20 protein-coding genes are annotated in these 16,540 nt (G+C 65.3%); 19 read left to right on the top strand and 1 reads right to left on the bottom strand.

Features of this window, described 5'->3' with window-relative positions; translation table 11 throughout:
* Nucleotides 1-109: 109 nt before the first annotated feature.
* The 19 genes from H147_RS0102955 (at nt 110) to cysE (ending at nt 15,133) form a co-directional block, all read left to right on the top strand.
* A complete protein-coding gene (locus tag H147_RS0102955) occupies nt 110-454 on the top strand; it encodes a hypothetical protein (RefSeq protein WP_019953851.1) in 345 nt (114 codons plus the stop codon).
* Complete coding sequence (locus H147_RS0102950) at nt 429-1,703, top strand: DNA-packaging protein (RefSeq protein WP_019953850.1); 1,275 nt, start codon at nt 429-431, stop codon at nt 1,701-1,703. The genes H147_RS0102955 and H147_RS0102950 overlap by 26 nt, the downstream gene beginning before the upstream one ends.
* Nucleotides 1,704-1,956: 253 nt before the next feature.
* Nucleotides 1,957-3,132, top strand: a complete 1,176-nt coding sequence (locus H147_RS0102945; protein WP_019953849.1) for a phage portal protein — start codon at nt 1,957-1,959, stop codon at nt 3,130-3,132.
* Nucleotides 3,125-3,337 (top strand): hypothetical protein, encoded by a 213-nt coding sequence (locus tag H147_RS0102940; RefSeq protein ID WP_019953848.1) that lies wholly within the window; start codon nt 3,125-3,127, stop codon nt 3,335-3,337. Before H147_RS0102945 ends, H147_RS0102940 begins: the two co-directional genes overlap by 8 nt.
* Nucleotides 3,334-3,864: an HK97 family phage prohead protease gene (locus H147_RS0102935; protein WP_019953847.1), complete on the top strand. Its 531-nt coding sequence runs from the start codon at nt 3,334-3,336 to the stop codon at nt 3,862-3,864. Before H147_RS0102940 ends, H147_RS0102935 begins: the two co-directional genes overlap by 4 nt.
* Nucleotides 3,865-3,887: 23 nt before the next feature.
* Complete coding sequence (locus tag H147_RS0102930) at nt 3,888-5,066, top strand: phage major capsid protein (RefSeq protein WP_019953846.1); 1,179 nt, start codon at nt 3,888-3,890, stop codon at nt 5,064-5,066.
* 157 nt (nt 5,067-5,223) lie between these two features.
* A complete protein-coding gene (locus tag H147_RS0102925; protein ID WP_019953845.1) occupies nt 5,224-5,817 on the top strand; it encodes a head-tail connector protein in 594 nt (197 codons plus the stop codon).
* Nucleotides 5,814-6,152, top strand: coding sequence for a phage head closure protein (locus tag H147_RS0102920; protein WP_019953844.1), 339 nt, complete (start codon nt 5,814-5,816; stop codon nt 6,150-6,152). Before H147_RS0102925 ends, H147_RS0102920 begins: the two co-directional genes overlap by 4 nt.
* Nucleotides 6,149-6,562 carry a DUF3168 domain-containing protein gene (locus H147_RS0102915; protein ID WP_019953843.1) on the top strand — a complete coding sequence of 138 codons (414 nt, stop codon included), beginning with the start codon at nt 6,149-6,151 and terminating at the stop codon, nt 6,560-6,562. Before H147_RS0102920 ends, H147_RS0102915 begins: the two co-directional genes overlap by 4 nt.
* 22 nt (nt 6,563-6,584) lie before the next feature.
* Nucleotides 6,585-7,001, top strand: coding sequence for a phage major tail protein, TP901-1 family (locus H147_RS0102910; protein WP_019953842.1), 417 nt, complete (start codon nt 6,585-6,587; stop codon nt 6,999-7,001).
* Nucleotides 7,001-7,315 (top strand): gene transfer agent family protein, encoded by a 315-nt coding sequence (locus tag H147_RS0102905; RefSeq protein WP_019953841.1) that lies wholly within the window; start codon nt 7,001-7,003, stop codon nt 7,313-7,315. The genes H147_RS0102910 and H147_RS0102905 overlap by 1 nt, the downstream gene beginning before the upstream one ends.
* Nucleotides 7,312-7,521 (top strand): rcc01693 family protein, encoded by a 210-nt coding sequence (locus H147_RS0102900; protein WP_019953840.1) that lies wholly within the window; start codon nt 7,312-7,314, stop codon nt 7,519-7,521. Before H147_RS0102905 ends, H147_RS0102900 begins: the two co-directional genes overlap by 4 nt.
* Nucleotides 7,508-8,164: an RcGTA-type gene transfer agent tail tape measure protein gene (locus H147_RS0102895; RefSeq protein WP_019953839.1), complete on the top strand. Its 657-nt coding sequence runs from the start codon at nt 7,508-7,510 to the stop codon at nt 8,162-8,164. Before H147_RS0102900 ends, H147_RS0102895 begins: the two co-directional genes overlap by 14 nt.
* A 10-nt stretch (nt 8,165-8,174) precedes the next feature.
* Nucleotides 8,175-8,804, top strand: coding sequence for a DUF2460 domain-containing protein (locus tag H147_RS0102890; protein ID WP_019953838.1), 630 nt, complete (start codon nt 8,175-8,177; stop codon nt 8,802-8,804).
* Nucleotides 8,801-9,682 carry a phage/gene transfer agent baseplate hub protein gene (locus H147_RS0102885; protein WP_019953837.1) on the top strand — a complete coding sequence of 294 codons (882 nt, stop codon included), beginning with the start codon at nt 8,801-8,803 and terminating at the stop codon, nt 9,680-9,682. The genes H147_RS0102890 and H147_RS0102885 overlap by 4 nt, the downstream gene beginning before the upstream one ends.
* Nucleotides 9,679-10,113, top strand: coding sequence for a C40 family peptidase (locus H147_RS0102880; RefSeq protein ID WP_019953836.1), 435 nt, complete (start codon nt 9,679-9,681; stop codon nt 10,111-10,113). The genes H147_RS0102885 and H147_RS0102880 overlap by 4 nt, the downstream gene beginning before the upstream one ends.
* A gap of 1 nt (nt 10,114) precedes the next feature.
* A complete protein-coding gene (locus tag H147_RS0102875) occupies nt 10,115-13,978 on the top strand; it encodes a baseplate multidomain protein megatron (RefSeq protein ID WP_019953835.1) in 3,864 nt (1,287 codons plus the stop codon).
* Nucleotides 13,975-14,307, top strand: a complete 333-nt coding sequence (locus tag H147_RS0102870; protein ID WP_019953834.1) for a DUF7742 family protein — start codon at nt 13,975-13,977, stop codon at nt 14,305-14,307. The genes H147_RS0102875 and H147_RS0102870 overlap by 4 nt, the downstream gene beginning before the upstream one ends.
* Before the next feature lie 16 nt (nt 14,308-14,323).
* Nucleotides 14,324-15,133, top strand: coding sequence for a serine O-acetyltransferase (gene cysE / locus H147_RS0102865; protein WP_019953833.1), 810 nt, complete (start codon nt 14,324-14,326; stop codon nt 15,131-15,133).
* Nucleotides 15,134-15,219: 86 nt separating this feature from the next.
* Here the strand turns inward: cysE and H147_RS0102860 are convergent, their stop codons facing one another.
* Nucleotides 15,220-16,530, bottom strand: coding sequence for a pyruvate dehydrogenase complex dihydrolipoamide acetyltransferase (locus tag H147_RS0102860; RefSeq protein WP_019953832.1), 1,311 nt, complete (start codon nt 16,528-16,530; stop codon nt 15,220-15,222).
* Nucleotides 16,531-16,540: the final 10 nt, after the last annotated feature.

Below are 16,540 nucleotides of genomic sequence, written 5' to 3'. Positions count from 1 at the left end.
GCCCTTTGTTGTATTTCGGGCCTGCTTGCGCTAGGGTCGCAGCGCTAGATGGTGTGATGTGGCTGTCACCCACTCGACCTGCGGAAGGCTCCCAACAGGTCACCTTATCATGACTGAACTGCACGACCCCGACCCCACCCCGTTGGCTGCGGCACAGGCGCGCGTCAGCGAAATCAGCACCCTTTTCGCCCGCATCCGCGCCTTGCTGGATTACAGCCTGCGGATCACGGACGACCTCAGCGTCGATACCCCCCGCAATATCATCACCCGTATGGATCAACTGATCGCGGCGCATCTTAAGGTGCTCACCGCCGAGGAGGCTTTCAATGCTGCCCAAAACGCAAACCCCGGCGACATCGCCGACCTCGACAGCATCCGGGACGAGCTTGGGCGCAGGCTTGATCGCCTCCGCGCCAGCCTTGGCGCAGATGGCGTTTCTGAACAGCCTCAGTGAGGCCGAACTGCTGGCGCTGCCCTATCTGTTTTCGTTCTGGGCGATGCCGCATCAACTGCCGCCGCCCGGTGATTGGCGGACATGGGTGATCCTGGGGGGACGCGGCGCGGGCAAGACCCGCGCGGGTGCCGAATGGGTGCGCAGCATGGTGGCGGGGGCAGCGCGCCGGATCGCGCTGATCGGCGAGACCTTTGATCAGGCACGCGAGGTGATGGTGTTCGGCGACAGCGGGATCATGGCGGTCTGTCCACCGGATGCGCGGCCCAAATGGATCGCCAGCCGGCACATGCTGGTCTGGCCCAACGGCGCGCAGGCGACGCTGTTCTCCGCGCATGAACCCGAGGCCTTGCGCGGCCCGCAGTTCGATGCCGCCTGGGTGGATGAATTGGCCAAATGGCGCAAGGCGGCGGCGACATGGGACATGTTGCAATTCGGGCTGCGGCTGGGGGATCAGCCGCGCGTCTGCGTGACGACCACGCCGCGCCGTCAGGCGCTGCTGCGCAAATTGCTCGACCGGCCCAGTACGGTCGTCACGCATGCCCCCACCAGCGCCAATCGTACGAACCTCGCCGACAGCTTTCTGGCGGAAATGGCAGCGGAATATGCAGGCACGGCGCTGGGGCGGCAAGAGCTGGAAGGCGTGATGCTGGACGGTGTGGATGGCGCGCTGTGGGAGATGCGAAGGCTGGCCGCTTGTCAGGTGGCCGCAGCACCACCGCTGACGCGGGTCATCGTCGCGGTCGATCCGCCCACGACGGCCCATGCCGGATCGGATGCCTGCGGGATCATCGTCGCGGGCGTGGTGATGGACGGCCCCGTGCAGGACTGGCGCGCCTATGTGCTCGAGGATGCGAGTGTCCAAGGTGCCAGCCCCGACGCCTGGGCACGCGCCGCCATTGCCGCCGTGGCACGCCACGGCGCCGACAGGCTGGTCGCCGAGGTCAACCAAGGCGGCGACATGGTCGCCGCCGTGATCCGCCAGATCGACCCGCTGGTCCCGTTCCGTGCCGTCCATGCCAGCCGCGGCAAGGTGGCCCGCGCCGAACCTGTTGCGGCGTTATACGAACAAGGGCGGGTACGGCACCTGCGCGGCCTTGGCGATCTGGAGGACCAGATGTGCCAGATGACGCAGGCGGGCTATCAGGGCAAAGGCTCGCCTGACCGTGTCGATGCGCTGGTCTGGGCGATCCACGACCTGATGATCGGACCCGCGCAAAGCTGGCGCAACCCCCAGATCCGCGGGCTTTGACCGTCGCAGCCCTGCGGGCTGCTCGGGCGCGCCGCGCGGGAGTATTGTTGGAAATAAGAAGCCGGGGCCTGAAGATCGGGCGCCGGCTTTTTCTTTCGGCTTCTTTTTCTCCAAATACTCCCGCGCGGAGCGCTCCTGTCGGTGCCACCGTTCCAGGTGTTGCGCACTGGCGCGTACGGTGCCGTAACCGCATCCTCAGGCGCTTTGGCTACATTCCTCTCAACGCCGCAAGATATCGCTTCGAGGAGAAGACATGTTTGATTTCCTGAACCGCAAGCCGACCCCCGCGCCTGAAAGCAAAGCCTCGGCCACGGGGCGCGTTGTGGCGCTTCAGGGGGCGGGTCGTGTCGCCTGGTCGCCGCGCGATGTGGTGTCGCTGACGCGGACGGGCTTTCTGGGCAACCCGATCGGGTTCCGCGCCGTGCGCCTGATCGCGGAAGCGGCCGCCGCGATCCCGCTGGTCGTGCAGGATGACGAGCACCGCTATGACCGCCACCCGGTGCAGGCGCTGCTGGCGCGGCCCAATGCGGCGCAAGGCCGTGCGGAACTGCTGGAGGCCTTGTTCGGGCAGCTGCTGTTGACCGGCAATGGCTATCTGGAGGCCGTGGCGGTGGATAGCTTGCCTGCCGAAATCCATGTGCTGCGGTCTGACCGCATGGCGGTGATCCCCGGCCCTGACGGCTGGCCGATGGCCTATGAATACAACGTCGATGGCCGCAAGCACCGTTTTCCCGTCTCCGAAGATCACAACCCGATCTGCCATGTGAAAAGCTTTCATCCCCAGGACGACCATTACGGGTTTTCCGCGCTTCAGGCCTGCGCCGCCGCTATCGATGTGCATAACGCGGCCTCGCGCTGGTCGAAAGCGCTGCTTGACAATGCGGCACGGCCGTCGGGCGCGATCGTCTATCGTGGCGCGGACGGGCAATCCGCGCTGACCACCGACCAATATGACCGGCTGGTCAGCGAGATGGAAAGCCAGCATCAGGGCGCGCGCAATGCCGGGCGACCGATGCTGCTCGAAGGCGGCCTCGATTGGAAACCGATGGGGTTTTCGCCGTCCGACATGGAATTCCAGAAAACCAAGGAAGCCGCCGCGCGCGAGATCGCCATCGCCTTTGGCGTGCCGCCGATGTTGCTCGGCATTCCCGGCGATGCGACCTATGCCAATTACCAAGAGGCAAACCGCGCTTTCTACCGCCTGACCGTGCTGCCTTTGGCGACCCGTGTCGCCTCCGTCATCGCGGACTGGCTGTCGGATTTTTCGGGCGCGCGGATCGAGATCCGCCCCGACATCGACCAGATCGCCGCGCTGTCGCATGAGCGCGACAGTCTATGGGCGCGGGTGGGGGCTGCAACGTTCCTGACGGATGCGGAAAAACGCAGTCTGCTCGGGCTGCCCGCGCAGGAGGTCGGCCAGCATGGATGACAAGATCGTCGCCCTGCGCGGCCAGCCGCGCCCGCCGCCACCGCCGCCCGCGTCGGATTTCTGGTTCGCCCATGTCGATCTGCGACTGGGACGGATCGAATTCATCATCGCACGGCTCGAATGGCATATCTGGATCGTGGTCTGCGGCTGCGCGGGTCTTCTGGTCTTCGAGATCGTCAAGGCACTCAGCGGAGGGACATCATGACCTTGGAACATAAATTCTGCACAGGGCCGCAGGCCGTGACCGTCACCGACGGGCAGGTCATCAGCGGCTATGCCTCTTTGTTCGGGAAATCCGATCAGGGCGGCGATATCGTCGATGCCGGTGCCTACCGGATCAGCCTCGCCAAGGGGCGGCGGATCAAGATGCTTTGGCAGCACGACCCGTCGCAGCCCATCGGCGTCTGGGACGAGGTGGTCGAGGATGCACGCGGCCTCTGGGTCAAGGGCCGTCTGTTGACCGATATCGCCCGCGCACGAGAGGCGGCCAGCCTGATCGCGGCAGGCGCCATCGACGGGCTGTCGATCGGCTATCGCACCGTGCGCGCCCACAAGGATGAGGCAGGCGGCCGCCGCCTGTCGGAACTCGATCTGTGGGAAGTGTCGCTGGTCACCTTCCCGATGCTGCCCGATGCGCGTGTCGCCGCCAAGGCGGAGGCCCGCGGCGCAGGCGACCTGCACCGCCTTGCGCGCGCGTTTGAGGAGGCGCGCCGCCTGCTGCACCCGCTTTAACCACGGCCCCGAAGGAACACCCCATGACCAACCCCGTCCCCAAGGCCCGGATCGCAGATGATCTGTCCGCGCCTGACCTGACCGAAGCCATCGCCGGATTTCTGGCAGATTTCACCATTTTTACCAACGGCCTGCAGGCCAAACTTCAAAAACAGGATGACCGCATGAACAAGCTGGATCGCAAGACGATGATGACCGCCCGCAGCGCGCTGGCGACAGGTGCAGCACCCGAGGCACCGCATCAGAAAGCCTTTGCCGCCTATCTGCGGTCGGGCGATGATGACGCCCTGCGCGGGCTGGAGATGGACGGCAAGGCGATGTCATCCGTGATGGCCGCCGATGGTGGCTATCTGGTGGACCCGCAAACCGCCGATACGATCAAGGGGACCTTGTCCTCGACCGCATCCTTGCGGGCGGTGGCTACTGTCGTGACTGTAGATGCTACGTCCTATGACGTGCTGGTCGATCACACGGAGATGGGTGCGGGCTGGGCGACCGAGACCGGCAGCATGGCCGAAACCACCACGCCGCAGATCGACCGGATCAGCATTCCACTGCACGAACTGTCGGCCTTGCCCAAAGCGTCGCAGCGTCTGCTCGATGACAGTGCCTTTGACATCGAAGGTTGGCTGGCTGGCCGGATCGCGGATAAATTCGCCCGCTCCGAGGCGGGGGCATTCATCAACGGGGACGGTCTGGACAAGCCCAAGGGGATGCTGACCTATCCTCAGGTCGACAACGAGATCTGGGAATGGGGCAACCTTGGCTTTGTGACGACAGGCGTCGCGGGCGGCATCCAGTCGGGCGATCCGATTGTTGACCTCGTCTACGCGCTGGGGGCGGTCTATCGCGCCAATGGTACGTTTGTCATGAACTCCAAGACCGCAGGCACCATCCGCAAGCTGAAAGACAACGATGGCCGGTTCTTGTGGTCCGACGGTCTGGCTGCGGGCGAGCCTGCACGGCTGATGGGCTATCCGGTGCTGGTGGCGGAAGACATGCCCGACATCGCGGCGGGGGCGACCGCCATCGCCTTTGGTGATTTCGGCGCGGGCTATACCGTGGCCGAACGCCCCGACCTGCGCGTGCTGCGCGATCCGTTCTCGGCCAAGCCGCATGTGCTGTTCTACGCCACCAAGCGCGTGGGGGGTGCTGTCAGCGATTTCGCCGCGATCAAGCTTCTGAAATTCGCGGTCAGCTGATCCTGACCCGATAGGGCGCGCGCGGACCCTCGCGCGTTGCCCGGCCCCCGGATGCGGGCCTGTCCGGCCATGTCTAGCAGCCCCCCCTTCCGTCCGAGCATGGCCGGGCGGGTCTGTATCCGGGACAGCTGTGCCAAATGAATTTCGGAGCAAATCCATGATGTTAGTCGAAGAAAACCCGGTATCCGATGCGGTCTTGCCGGTGGCGCAGCTGAAAGAACATCTGCGCCTTGCCACGGGCTTTGCCGATGATGCCGATCAGGACGGGCTGTTGTTGCGCCACCTGCGCGCCGCCATGGCCGCGATCGAGGCACGGACCGCCAAAATCCTGATCGAGCGTGATTTCACGTGGACGCTACACGGCTGGCGCGATCCTGTGCGGCAGGTGCTTCCCGTGTCGCCGGTCAATGCCATCGTGCATGTGACCCAAGTGGCGCAGGACGGGGTCGAAACGGTGACCGACCCCGCCGGATGGTATCTGGTCGCGAACGGGCCGCGTCCTGCGCTGGTGGCCAAGGGGGGTCTTTTGCCCGGCGTTCCGCCGCATGGGTCGGTGCGGATCGGGCTGATGGCGGGGTTCGGGCCGGAATGGTCGGACCTGCCAGCCGATCTGGCACAGGCGAGCCTGATGCTGGCCGCGCATCATTTCGATTGCCGCCATGACATGGGCGCGGGGCACAGCACGGTGCCTGCGGCGATCATGGCGCTGCTCAATCCGTACCGCGTGGTGCGGCTGGGGGGGCGGGCATGAGCATCCCCCAGATGACCCGCGCGCTGGTGCTGGAACACCGCGTGCAGACCCCCGATGGTGCAGGCGGTTTCACCAGCGACTGGCAGCCTTTGGGCCGCGTCTGGGCCGCGATCAAACCCGGCACAGGACGCGAGACGGCGGCATTGTCCGCAAGCCTGAGCCGCGTGCCTTATCAGATCATCCTGCGTGCCGCCCCAGTGGGTGCACCGTCACGCCCGCAGCCGGGGCAACGGTTCCGCCAGGGGGCGCGGCTTTTTGCAATCGCTGCCGTGACCGAGGCCGACGAGAAGGGCCTTTACCTGACCTGCACCGCAACCGAGGAGGTGGCCACATGACTTATGCTGTCGCTGCCGCGCTGCAAACGGCGGTCTATACACGGCTCGCAGCCGACCCCGCGCTTGCCGCCCTTGTCGGGGCTGCGATCTATGACGCGGTGCCTGCGGGCACCCTGCCGCCGCTTTATGTCGTCATCGGCAACGAGGATGTGCGCGATGCCTCTGACAAGACCGGCAGTGGTGCCGATCACGCGCTGGCCATCAACGTGCTGAGCGAGGCGGCGGGTTTCGCCGGTGCCAAGGCCGCTGCTGGCGCAGTCTGCGATGCATTGTTGGACGCGCCGATGACGCTCACGCGCGGTACGCTCGTCAGCCTCAATTTCACCAAGGCCAAGGCTGCGCGCACGACCACCGGCAACATGCGGCAGATCACCCTGATTTTTCGCGCCCGCGTGGCCGACGACATCTAACCCCCGATAAAGGAGAGCCCCAATGGTGGCCCAGAACGGAAAAGACCTGCTGATCAAGATCGATATGACCGGCGACAGCCAGTTCGAAACGCTGGCGGGCCTGCGCGCGACGCGGATCAGCCTGAATGCCGAAACGGTGGATGTGACCAGCCTCGACAGCACAGGCGGCTGGCGCGAATTGCTGGGCGGGGCGGGGGTGAAAACTGCCGCGATCTCCGGCTCGGGCGTGTTCAAGGATGATGCGACGGACGAACGTGCGCGCCAGATCTTTTTCGGCGGGTTGATGCCCGATTTTCAGGTCATCATCCCCGGTTTCGGCACGCTGCAAGGCGCGTTCCAAATCACCGGCATCGACTATGCGGGCAGCCATAATGGCGAGGCGACCTACGAAGTCTCGCTCGCCTCCGCCGGGGCTTTGCAATTCGTGGCGCTGATCTGATGGCCAATCCTTTCGCGGGCGAGGTCGCGGTGACCATCGGTGACACCGTGATCGACGCCAAGCTGACGCTGGGCGCGCTGGCGGAGCTGGAATCGACCCTGCAAACGGGGTCGCTGGTCGATCTGGTGGCACGCTTCGAAGGCGGCGTCTTTTCCAGCCGCGACGTGATGGCCGTGATCGTGGCTGGCCTGCGCGGTGGGGGCTGGCGCGGTCAGGCGGCTGATTTGCTGGCAGTGGATTTCCCCGGCGGGCCTTTGGGGGCTGCAAAACTGGCTGCGACCCTGCTTGCGCGGGCGTTCGCGGTGCCGGAATGACAAACCTCGATTGGGCAGGGCTGATGCGCGCGGGGCTTTGCAGCTTGCGCCTGCCGCCTGCCACCTTCTGGGCGCTGACGCCGGCGGAACTGCAACTGATGCTGGGCGCGCAGGCGGGGCCTGCCCCCATGACGCGCGCGGGCCTTGATGCGCTGGCGCGCGCCTTTCCCGATGATCCGAAAGGGGATGATGATGAGCGACATTGACCGGCTTGACGCCTTTGACAGCGATATTTCCGCGCTGGAACGCAGCCTTGGCGATGTGTCCGCCGTGACAGCCGCCTTTGAGGCGCAATTGCGCGGCACGCAGACAGCGCTGACCGATACGACCCGCGATCTGGGCAATCTCGAACGGGGGTTTTCGAACGGATTGCGCCGCGCGCTGGATGGGCTGGTGCTGGATGGCAAAAGCCTGTCGGATGTGTTCGCAGGACTGGGTCGGTCGATGTCGGACACCGTCTATAACGCCGCGCTGAAACCCGTGACGGACCATTTCGGGGGGATGTTGGCGGGCGGGCTGAACAGCCTCGTGTCGGGCCTGATGCCCTTTGCGGATGGCGCGCCGTTTTCGCAAGGCCGCGTGATGCCGTTCGCCAAAGGCGGTGTCGTATCCAGCCCCACGTCGTTTCCGATGCGCGGCGGCACCGGCTTGATGGGCGAGGCGGGGCCAGAGGCGATCATGCCGCTGGCGCGCGGTGCCGACGGGCGGCTGGGTGTGCGCGGTGGCGGGGGTGCCGTCAGCGTCACGATGCATATCACCACGCCCGACGTGCAGGGATTCCAGCGCAGCCAGTCACAGATCGCGTCCCAGATGGCGCGCGCCATGCAGCGCAGCCAGCGCAACAGTTAGGAGCAGCCGGATGTTTCACGAGATCAGATTTCCCGCCAACCTGTCGTTTGGCGCCACCGGCGGGCCGGAACGGCGGACCGAGGTGGTGACGCTTGCCAATGGTTACGAGGAACGCAACACGCCTTGGGCGCATGCGCGCAGGCGTTATGATGCGGGGCTGGGGCTGAGCGCGCTGGATGATCTGGCGACGCTGATTGCGTTCTTCGAGGCGCGCCAGGGCCAGTTGATCGGCTTTCGCTGGAAGGATTGGTCGGATTTCAAATCCTGCCTGCCGTCGCAGGATACCGCAGGGCCGGACCAATTGATCGGCATCGGTGATGAGGTGACGCGCGATTTCCAGCTGTCCAAGACCTATCGGTCGGGCGAGACGACCTATATCCGCCCCATCACCAAACCCGTCGCAGGCTCGATCCGTGTCAGCCGTGGCGGTGATGCGATGGTGGCGGGGGTGGATTACACCGTGGATACGGTGACGGGCATCGTCAGCTTTACCGACGCGCCCGATATCGGGGCGGAAATCAGGGCAGGCTTCGAATTCGACGTGCCGGTGCGTTTTGCCACCGATACGATCCGCACGTCCATGTCGCGCTTTCAGGCCGGTGAAGCCCCCGACGTGCCGGTGATCGAGGTGCGGATATGACGACGCTTGCCGCACATCTGGCGGGAGGGGCGACGCAGACCTGCCATTGCTGGGCCGTCATGCGCGCCGATGGCATGACGCTGGGGTTCACCGACCACGACCTGCCGCTGACGTTTGAGGGCATTCGCTTTGCGCCGGAATCGGGCCTCTCGGCGCGGGCCTTGTCCAGCACAACGGGGCTGTCGGTCAACAACACCGACGCGCTGGGCGCTTTGTCGTCTGATGCGATCACGGAAAGCGACATCACCGCAGGCCGCTATGACGGGGCCGCTGTCCGGGTCTGGTTGGTGCGCTGGGATGACGTCACGCAGCGGGCGCTGAAATTTGCGGGCACCCTGGGCGAGATCACCCGCGCCAAGGGTGGCTTTCAGGCCGAATTGCGCGGGTTGACCGAGATGCTGAACCAGCCGCAGGGGCGCAGCTATCTGACACAATGTTCCGCCGTGCTGGGGGATACGCGCTGCCGGTTCGCGCTGGATGATCCGGCTTACCAGTTCAGCGCGCAGCCCGTGGCGGTGCAGGATAACCGCGTGTTCCGCTTTGTGGCGCAGGCCGTGTTCAACGATCGCTGGTTCGAGGCGGGGCAGCTGTCGGTCACGACCGGCCCCGCCGCTGGCCTGTCTGCCGTCATCAAATCTGACCGGCTGGTGAACGGGGGGCGCGAGATCACGCTGTGGGACCCGATCCGCGCGGGCGTGGGTGTGGCGGATATGCTGACCCTGACCGCAGGCTGCGATAAGGCGGCTGTGACCTGCCGCGTGAAATTCGCCAATCTGCTGAACTTTCAGGGCTTCCCCGATATTCCGGGCGATGACTGGCTGGTCGCCGTGCCACGCAGCGACAGCAACCTGACCGGCCAGAGCAGGCGCAACCCATGACGCCTCCTGTCGTACTCGCCGCACGGGACTGGATCGGCACGCCCTATATGCATCAGGCCGCAATAAAGGGCGTGGGCTGCGATTGTCTGGGGCTTTTGCGCGGGCTTTGGCGCGAATTGCACGGGGCAGAGCCGGAACCGGTCCCTGCCTACACCCCCGACTGGTCCGAACCGCAGGGGCAGGAACGGCTGTGGCAGGCGGCGCTCCGCCATATGCCGCCTGCGACGGGTCCGCTGGCGCAGGGCGACGTGCTGTTGTTCCGCATGCGTGCGGGCGGGGTGGCCAAACACCTCGGGCTGGTCTCGGCCATAGGCGAGGCCCCCGCGTTTGTCCACGCCTATAGCGGGCATGGCGTCGTCGAAAGCCCGCTCAGCGCCCCTTGGGCGCGCCGGATCGCGGCGCGTTTTCTTTTTACGCAAAGGATCATCTGATATGGCAACGATCGTTTTGTCAGCCGCAGGCATGGCGCTGGGCGGGTCCATCGGCGGCACCGTGATGGGGCTGTCGATGGCGGTCGCCGGCCGTGCCGCAGGGGCCATGATCGGCGCGCGGATCGACCAGCGCCTGATGGGGTCGGGCAGCGATGCGGTGGAAACGGGCCGGGTGGACCGGTTCCGCCTGACGGGTGCCGCAGAAGGCAGCGACATCGGGCAGGTGTACGGGCGTATGCGCGTCGGCGGCCAAGTCATCTGGGCCAGCCATTTCACCCAATCGAGCACCACGACCGGCGGCGGCAAAGGCGCGCCTGCCGCCCCCAAGACCACGACCTACAGCTACCGTGTCAGCTTTGCCGTGGCCTTGTGTGAAGGGCCGATCAGCCATGTGGGCCGGATCTGGGCGGATGGCGTGGAAATCGCGCCGGACGATCTGAACATGCGCGTCTATACCGGCAGTGCTGACCAGTTCCCCGACCCCAAGATGGTCGCCGTCGAAGGCGCAGGCAACGTCCCTGCCTATCGCGGCACCGCCTATGTAGTGATCGAGGATCTTGATCTTGGCGCATTTGGCAACCGCGTCCCGCAACTGACCTTCGAGGTGATCCGCGCAGGGCTGGACGGCGGGTTGGCCGATGCGGTGCAGGGTGTGGCCCTGATTCCAGGCAGCGGCGAATACGGGCTCGCGACGCGGCCTGTGTATCTCTCGCCCCGCTATGGCGAACAGGTGGCGGTGAATATGAACGCGCCCTCGGGCCAGACCGATTACATCCATGCGATGGACGCGCTGGAAGGCGATCTGCCCACCTGCAAATCGCTGGTGCTGGTGGTGTCGTGGTTTGGTGACGACCTGCGCTGTGGGAATTGCACCGTGCTGCCAAAGGTCGAACAGAAAGACGTCGATGCGCAGGCGATGCCATGGCGCGTCTCGGGTCTCACGCGCGCGACAGCCCCGCGCGTGGCCTTTGACGCAGGCGCGCCTGTCTATGGCGGCACCCCTGCCGATGCGGCGGTGGTCGAGGCCATCATCGACCAGCGCGCGCGCGGGATTGCGACGGTGTTCTATCCGTTCATCCTGATGGAACAACTGGCGGGCAACACGCTGCCTGATCCGTGGACAGGCGACATTGGCCAGCCCGCCTTGCCATGGCGCGGGTGGATCACGGCGGCGGGCAACGGCACCGCGACAGCGGCGGCCGAGGTGGCGGCTTTCATGGGCACAGCCCAGCCTGCGCAGTTCAGCGTGCAAGGCACACGGGTCGATTACACCGGCCCCGCGACGGGCGGCTACCGGCGGTTCATCCTGCATTATGCGCATCTGTGTGCCGCAGCAGGCGGTGTGGACGCGTTCTGCATCGGGTCCGAAATGCGCGGGCTGACGCAGGTGCGCGGGGCGGACGGCAGCTTTCCAGCTGTCAGCGCCTTGCGCGCGCTTGCCGCCGATGTGCGCGCGATCCTCGGGCCGGATTGCAAGATCAGCTATGCCGCCGACTGGTCGGAATATCACGGGTATCAGCCCGCAGGGACGGGCGACAAGATTTTCCACCTCGATCCGCTTTGGGCCGACCAGAACATCGACTTCATCGGGATCGACAATTACTTGCCGCTCGCCGATTGGCGCGATGGCGATACCCATGCCGATGCAGCGGCAGGCGCGATCCATGATCTGGCCTATCTGCGCGGCAATATCGCAGGCGGTGAAGGCTATGACTGGTACTATCCCACACCCGAGGCCCGCGATGCCCAACGTCGCGCTCCCATCACCGATGGTCTGGGCGAGCCGTGGATCTGGCGCTACAAGGATATCGCCAACTGGTGGGGCCAGCCGCATCATGACCGCGTGGGGGGCTTGCGCGCGGCGCAGCCCACCGCATGGGTGCCACGCTCCAAACCCGTCTGGTTCACCGAATACGGCTGTGCCGCCATCGACAAGGGGGCGAACCAGCCCAACAAGTTCCTCGATGTGAAATCATCGGAATCCGGCCTGCCGCATTATTCCAACGGCCAGCGCGATGACCTGATGCAGATGCAATACCTGCGCGCGATGACGCAGCATTATGCCGACCCTGCCAACAACCCCGTCTCGCCACTTTACGGTGGCCCGATGGTGGACACCGCAAGGATGCATGTCTGGGCATGGGATGCGCGGCCTTATCCGTTCTTTCCGGCCAATCGTGGGCTTTGGGCGGATGCGGGCAATTACGCGCGCGGGCATTGGTTGAACGGGAGGGCGACGAACCTGCCGCTGGCCTCTGTCGTGGCGGCGATCTGTGAACAGGCGGGGATCACGGCCTATGACGTGTCGCACCTCTTCGGCATTGTGCGGGGCTATCTGCTTGACCGGGCGTCCAGCGGGCGGGCGGCCTTGCAGCCGCTCATGCTGGCGTATGGGTTCGACGCGGTGGAGGACGCTGGCACGCTCGTGTTCCGCAACCGCACGGCGCGGATCAGCGGGCAGGTGGGCCTACACGATCTCGCCCTTGATCCCGAACAGGATCAGGCATGGTCGCTGACCCGCGCGCCTGCGTCAGAGACCGCACAGCGCGTGCAGGTCCTGCATCTGGATGCCGATGGCGATTATGAACCCGCCGCCGCCGATGCCGCCCATGCCGATACCACCAGCATCAGCGTGGCGCATCACGAACTGCCGCTGGCACTGACCCGCGCCGAAGGCCGCGCCATTGCCGCCAGTTGGCTGCAAGAGGCGCGTGTCGCGCGCGACAGCATCCGTTTCGCGCTGCCGCCGTCACGCGCGGCGGGGGCGGGCGATGTGGTCGCCATCACTCTGCCTGACCACGCAGGCGATTACCGCATCGACCGGATCGAGGATGCGGGCCTGCAACTGGTCGAGGCAACGCGCATCAGCGCCAGCACCTACCAGCCTCTCCGGTCCGAGGATCAGGCCGCCGTGCTGAAACCCTTTGCCGCCCCCGTGCCGGTGGAACTGCTGTTTCTCGACCTGCCGCTGTTGCGCGGCGATGAGATCCCCCATGCGCCGCATCTGGCCGTGGCAGGCGCACCTTGGCCGGGGTCGGTCGCCGTCTATGGGGCGCCACAGGACAGCGATTACGCGCTGCAGGACATCATCCGCGACCCTGCAGGCATGGGCGACACGCTGACGCCTTTGCCGCGCGGGCGGGCAGGGCTGTGGGACCGGCAGGCGGGGTTCGATCTGCGGCTTATGCAGGGCGCGCTGGGCAGTGCGACGGTGCAAGCCGTGCTGTCGGGGGCGAACCTGCTGGCCGTCGGTGACGGCTCGCCCGATGCGTGGGAACTGCTGCAGTTCCGTGACGCCACACCTTTGGGCGCGGGTGCATTCCGGCTGCACGGGTTGCTGCGCGGGCAGGCGGGCAGTCGCGGGATCATGCCTGATCTCTGGCCTGCCGGATCACGCGTTGTCGTGCTCGACGCCCGTGTCGATCAGCTTGTCCTGCCATCCTCTGCGCGCGGGCAGGACCGGCATTTCCGCTATGGTCCGGCCAAGCGGCCTTTGGGCGATCCCAGCTTCCGCTACACGGTCGCCGCGTTCCAGGGCAACGGATTGCGCCCCTATTCGGTGGCGCATCTGCGCACGCGGCAGGCGATGGACGGGCTGCATCTGTCATGGATCAGGTGCAGTCGGATCGATGGCGATCTCTGGGCCGATGGCGATGTGCCTTTGGGCGAGGCAACAGAGGCATACCAGATCCGCGTGATCCGCGATGGGATCATCCGGCGCAGCGTGACCGTGAACGCGCCAGTGTGGCACTATCCCGCAAGCCTGATCGCCGCCGATCATGGCACTGCGGCCTACCGTGTCGAGATTGCGCAAGTGTCGGACCGTTTCGGCCCCGGTCCGTTTACCGCACGGATCGTGACATGAGGGGGCTGCAACTGGCCGATCTGGAGCTTGCGACGCGGGCGCTTTTGCTGCTGCCCGGGTCCGAGCGCACATCGGCGCTGGGCCGGATGCTGAAGGCCGCAAGGCTGGGGGCCGCTCACCATGCCATCAACGGCACAGCGCATCCGCTGCATGGCACCGGCACGCTGATGTCGGCACTCTCCCGCTTGCCCATCGCGCCGCGTCCGCCCGTGCTGACGCGGGATTACCTGCACTGTCTGGCATTTGTTGCCATCACGATCTGTGATGTGATGGATGACACCTTTGATATTGGCGAGAGCACCCTATCTGCGTTACACAGGAAGCCTTGAACAAGGGACCGATGTCATGCGCCAGCCAAAACCCGCCCTGACGGAACTCGATCCGGTCTGGCACCGCATCCGACAAGAGGGCGAGGACGCGATCGTCTCCGAACCGCTGATCGGCGGGATGGTCCATGCGGGCGTGCTGCATCACGCGACTTTCGAGGCCGCGCTGGGCTATCGGATCTCGATGAAGCTTGCTTCGGCGGAAATGTCCGAACAGATTTTGCGCGAAACCGCGAATGCGGCCTATGCGGCGAACCCGGAACTGGCACATGCTGCGCGTGCGGATCTTGTCGCGATCTATGACCGGGACCCGGCCTGCCACCGGCTGATCCAGCCCCTGCTTTTCTTCAAGGGGTTTCAGGCGGTCCAGGCATACCGTCTGGGTCATCAGCTGTGGACCCAAGGGCGTCGTGACATGGCCTATTTCATCCAGATGCGCGTCAGCGAGGTGTTCGGCGTCGATATCCATCCCGCTGCAAGGATCGGAAAAGGCATCATGATCGACCATGCCCATTCCATCGTGGTGGGCGAAACGGCGGTCATCGGTGATAATGTCTCGATGTTGCATTCTGTGACGCTGGGTGGCACCGGCAAGGAAGACGACGACCGCCACCCCAAGATTGGCAATGGCGTGCTGATCGGGGCCGGGGCCAAGGTGCTTGGCAATATCAAGGTCGGCCATTGCAGCCGGATCGCAGCGGGCTCTGTCGTGCTGGACGATGTGCCGCCGATGAAGACCGTCGCAGGCGTGCCCGCGCGGATCGTGGGCGAGGCAGGCTGCGCGCAGCCATCGGTCACGATGGATCATCTGTTCGACCACGACCACTGACGTGCAGTCTCCAAAATTCTTCTGTCGAAGAATTTTCCGCCGCCCAAGATTTTTCGGACGAAAAATCTTGGGCCAGCGCGGGCCGGTCAGGCCAGCATCGTCAGCGGGTTTTCGAGATTGTCCTTGATCGCGGCCAGCAGGTTCGCGCCCAAGGCGCCGTCGATCACGCGGTGATCCACGGACAGGGTGACGCTCATGATCGTCGCCACCGCCAGTTCGCCGTCCTTTCCCACGATGGGTTTCTTGACGCCGGCACCGACCGCCAGAATGGCGGCATGGGGCGGGTTGATGATCGCATCGAAATTGTCGATCCCGAACATGCCCAGGTTGGAAATCGCGAAACTGCCGCCCTGGTATTCCTGCGGGGCGAGCTTGCGGTCGCGGGCGCGGGTGGCGAGGTCTTTCATTTCCGAGGACAGCGCCGACAGGGATTTCATTTCCGCGTCGCGCAGGACGGGGGTGAACAGCCCGCCTTCGATGGCGACGGCCACGGCCACGTCGGATTTGGAGAACTTCAGCGTGCGGTCGCCCGCCCAGACGGCATTGGCATCGGGCACCTGTTGCAGGGCCAGCGCGCAGGCCTTGATGATGAAGTCGTTGACCGACAGCTTGACGCCGCGCCCTTCAAGCTGGGCGTTGAGCTGGCTGCGGAATTTCATCAGCGCATCAAGGTTGATGTCGCGGCGCAGGTAGAAATGCGGCACCGATTGCTTGGCTTCGGTCAGGCGCGCGGCGATGGTCTTGCGCATCCCGTCCAGCTTGACCTCTTCGAAGGGGCGGCCGTCGTACATCTTGATGACGGCATCTGTGCTGGGGCCGCTGGCCATGGTGGCGGCGGCAGCCTTTGGCGCTTCGGCTTTTGGGGCTTCTGCCTTGGCGGGGGCGGCTTTGGCACCGGCTTTCGCGGCTTCGACATCGGCCTTGACGATCCTTCCGTGCGGGCCGGAGCCAGTCACGCCCGAAAGTTCGAGACCCTTCTCCGCCGCGATCCGGCGGGCGAGGGGCGAGGCGAAGACGCGGTTGCCGTCTTTCACTGGGGCCGCGGGGGCCGGTGTTGCTGCTTCAGGCTCTGCCGCGGGGGCCGGGGTGGTCTCTTTTGCAGGGGCCGCGTCCCCGGCCTGACCCGGGACCTCGCCGATATCATCGGCACTCTCACCATCCTCCAGCAACACGGCGATCACGTCATTGACCTTCACGCCTTCGGTGCCTTCGGGGATCATGATCTTGCCCATGATCCCTTCGTCCACCGCCTCGAATTCCATCGTGGCCTTGTCGGTTTCGATCTCGGCCAGAATGTCACCCGACGACACCTTGTCGCCTTCCTTGACGTGCCATTTGGCCAGCGTGCCTTCCTCCATCGTGGGCGACAGGGCGGGCATCAGAATTTCTGTGGGCATCGCATTGTCT

Origin of the sequence: Yoonia vestfoldensis DSM 16212, assembly GCF_000382265.1 — a bacterium.
Taxonomy (GTDB): Bacteria; Pseudomonadota; Alphaproteobacteria; order Rhodobacterales; family Rhodobacteraceae; genus Yoonia; species Yoonia vestfoldensis.
The sequence above is the reverse complement of the archived record's forward strand: the minus strand, read 5'-3'. Positions and strand labels throughout refer to the sequence as shown.

Excerpts from the sequence above, each read along its gene's own strand:
- H147_RS0102955 (WP_019953851.1), top strand. The coding sequence starts at position 110 with ATGACTGAACTGCACGACCCCGACCCCACCCCGTTGGCTGCGGCACAG.
- H147_RS0102950 (WP_019953850.1), top strand. The coding sequence starts at position 429 with ATGGCGTTTCTGAACAGCCTCAGTGAGGCCGAACTGCTGGCGCTGCCC.
- H147_RS0102945 (WP_019953849.1), top strand. The coding sequence starts at position 1,957 with ATGTTTGATTTCCTGAACCGCAAGCCGACCCCCGCGCCTGAAAGCAAA.
- H147_RS0102940 (WP_019953848.1), top strand. The coding sequence starts at position 3,125 with ATGGATGACAAGATCGTCGCCCTGCGCGGCCAGCCGCGCCCGCCGCCA.
- H147_RS0102935 (WP_019953847.1), top strand. The coding sequence starts at position 3,334 with ATGACCTTGGAACATAAATTCTGCACAGGGCCGCAGGCCGTGACCGTC.
- H147_RS0102930 (WP_019953846.1), top strand. The coding sequence starts at position 3,888 with ATGACCAACCCCGTCCCCAAGGCCCGGATCGCAGATGATCTGTCCGCG.
- H147_RS0102925 (WP_019953845.1), top strand. The coding sequence starts at position 5,224 with ATGATGTTAGTCGAAGAAAACCCGGTATCCGATGCGGTCTTGCCGGTG.
- H147_RS0102920 (WP_019953844.1), top strand. The coding sequence starts at position 5,814 with ATGAGCATCCCCCAGATGACCCGCGCGCTGGTGCTGGAACACCGCGTG.
- H147_RS0102915 (WP_019953843.1), top strand. The coding sequence starts at position 6,149 with ATGACTTATGCTGTCGCTGCCGCGCTGCAAACGGCGGTCTATACACGG.
- H147_RS0102910 (WP_019953842.1), top strand. The coding sequence starts at position 6,585 with ATGGTGGCCCAGAACGGAAAAGACCTGCTGATCAAGATCGATATGACC.
- H147_RS0102905 (WP_019953841.1), top strand. The coding sequence starts at position 7,001 with ATGGCCAATCCTTTCGCGGGCGAGGTCGCGGTGACCATCGGTGACACC.
- H147_RS0102900 (WP_019953840.1), top strand. The coding sequence starts at position 7,312 with ATGACAAACCTCGATTGGGCAGGGCTGATGCGCGCGGGGCTTTGCAGC.
- H147_RS0102895 (WP_019953839.1), top strand. The coding sequence starts at position 7,508 with ATGAGCGACATTGACCGGCTTGACGCCTTTGACAGCGATATTTCCGCG.
- H147_RS0102890 (WP_019953838.1), top strand. The coding sequence starts at position 8,175 with ATGTTTCACGAGATCAGATTTCCCGCCAACCTGTCGTTTGGCGCCACC.
- H147_RS0102885 (WP_019953837.1), top strand. The coding sequence starts at position 8,801 with ATGACGACGCTTGCCGCACATCTGGCGGGAGGGGCGACGCAGACCTGC.
- H147_RS0102880 (WP_019953836.1), top strand. The coding sequence starts at position 9,679 with ATGACGCCTCCTGTCGTACTCGCCGCACGGGACTGGATCGGCACGCCC.
- H147_RS0102875 (WP_019953835.1), top strand. The coding sequence starts at position 10,115 with ATGGCAACGATCGTTTTGTCAGCCGCAGGCATGGCGCTGGGCGGGTCC.
- H147_RS0102870 (WP_019953834.1), top strand. The coding sequence starts at position 13,975 with ATGAGGGGGCTGCAACTGGCCGATCTGGAGCTTGCGACGCGGGCGCTT.
- cysE (WP_019953833.1), top strand. The coding sequence starts at position 14,324 with ATGCGCCAGCCAAAACCCGCCCTGACGGAACTCGATCCGGTCTGGCAC.
- H147_RS0102860 (WP_019953832.1), bottom strand. The coding sequence starts at position 16,530 with ATGCCCACAGAAATTCTGATGCCCGCCCTGTCGCCCACGATGGAGGAA.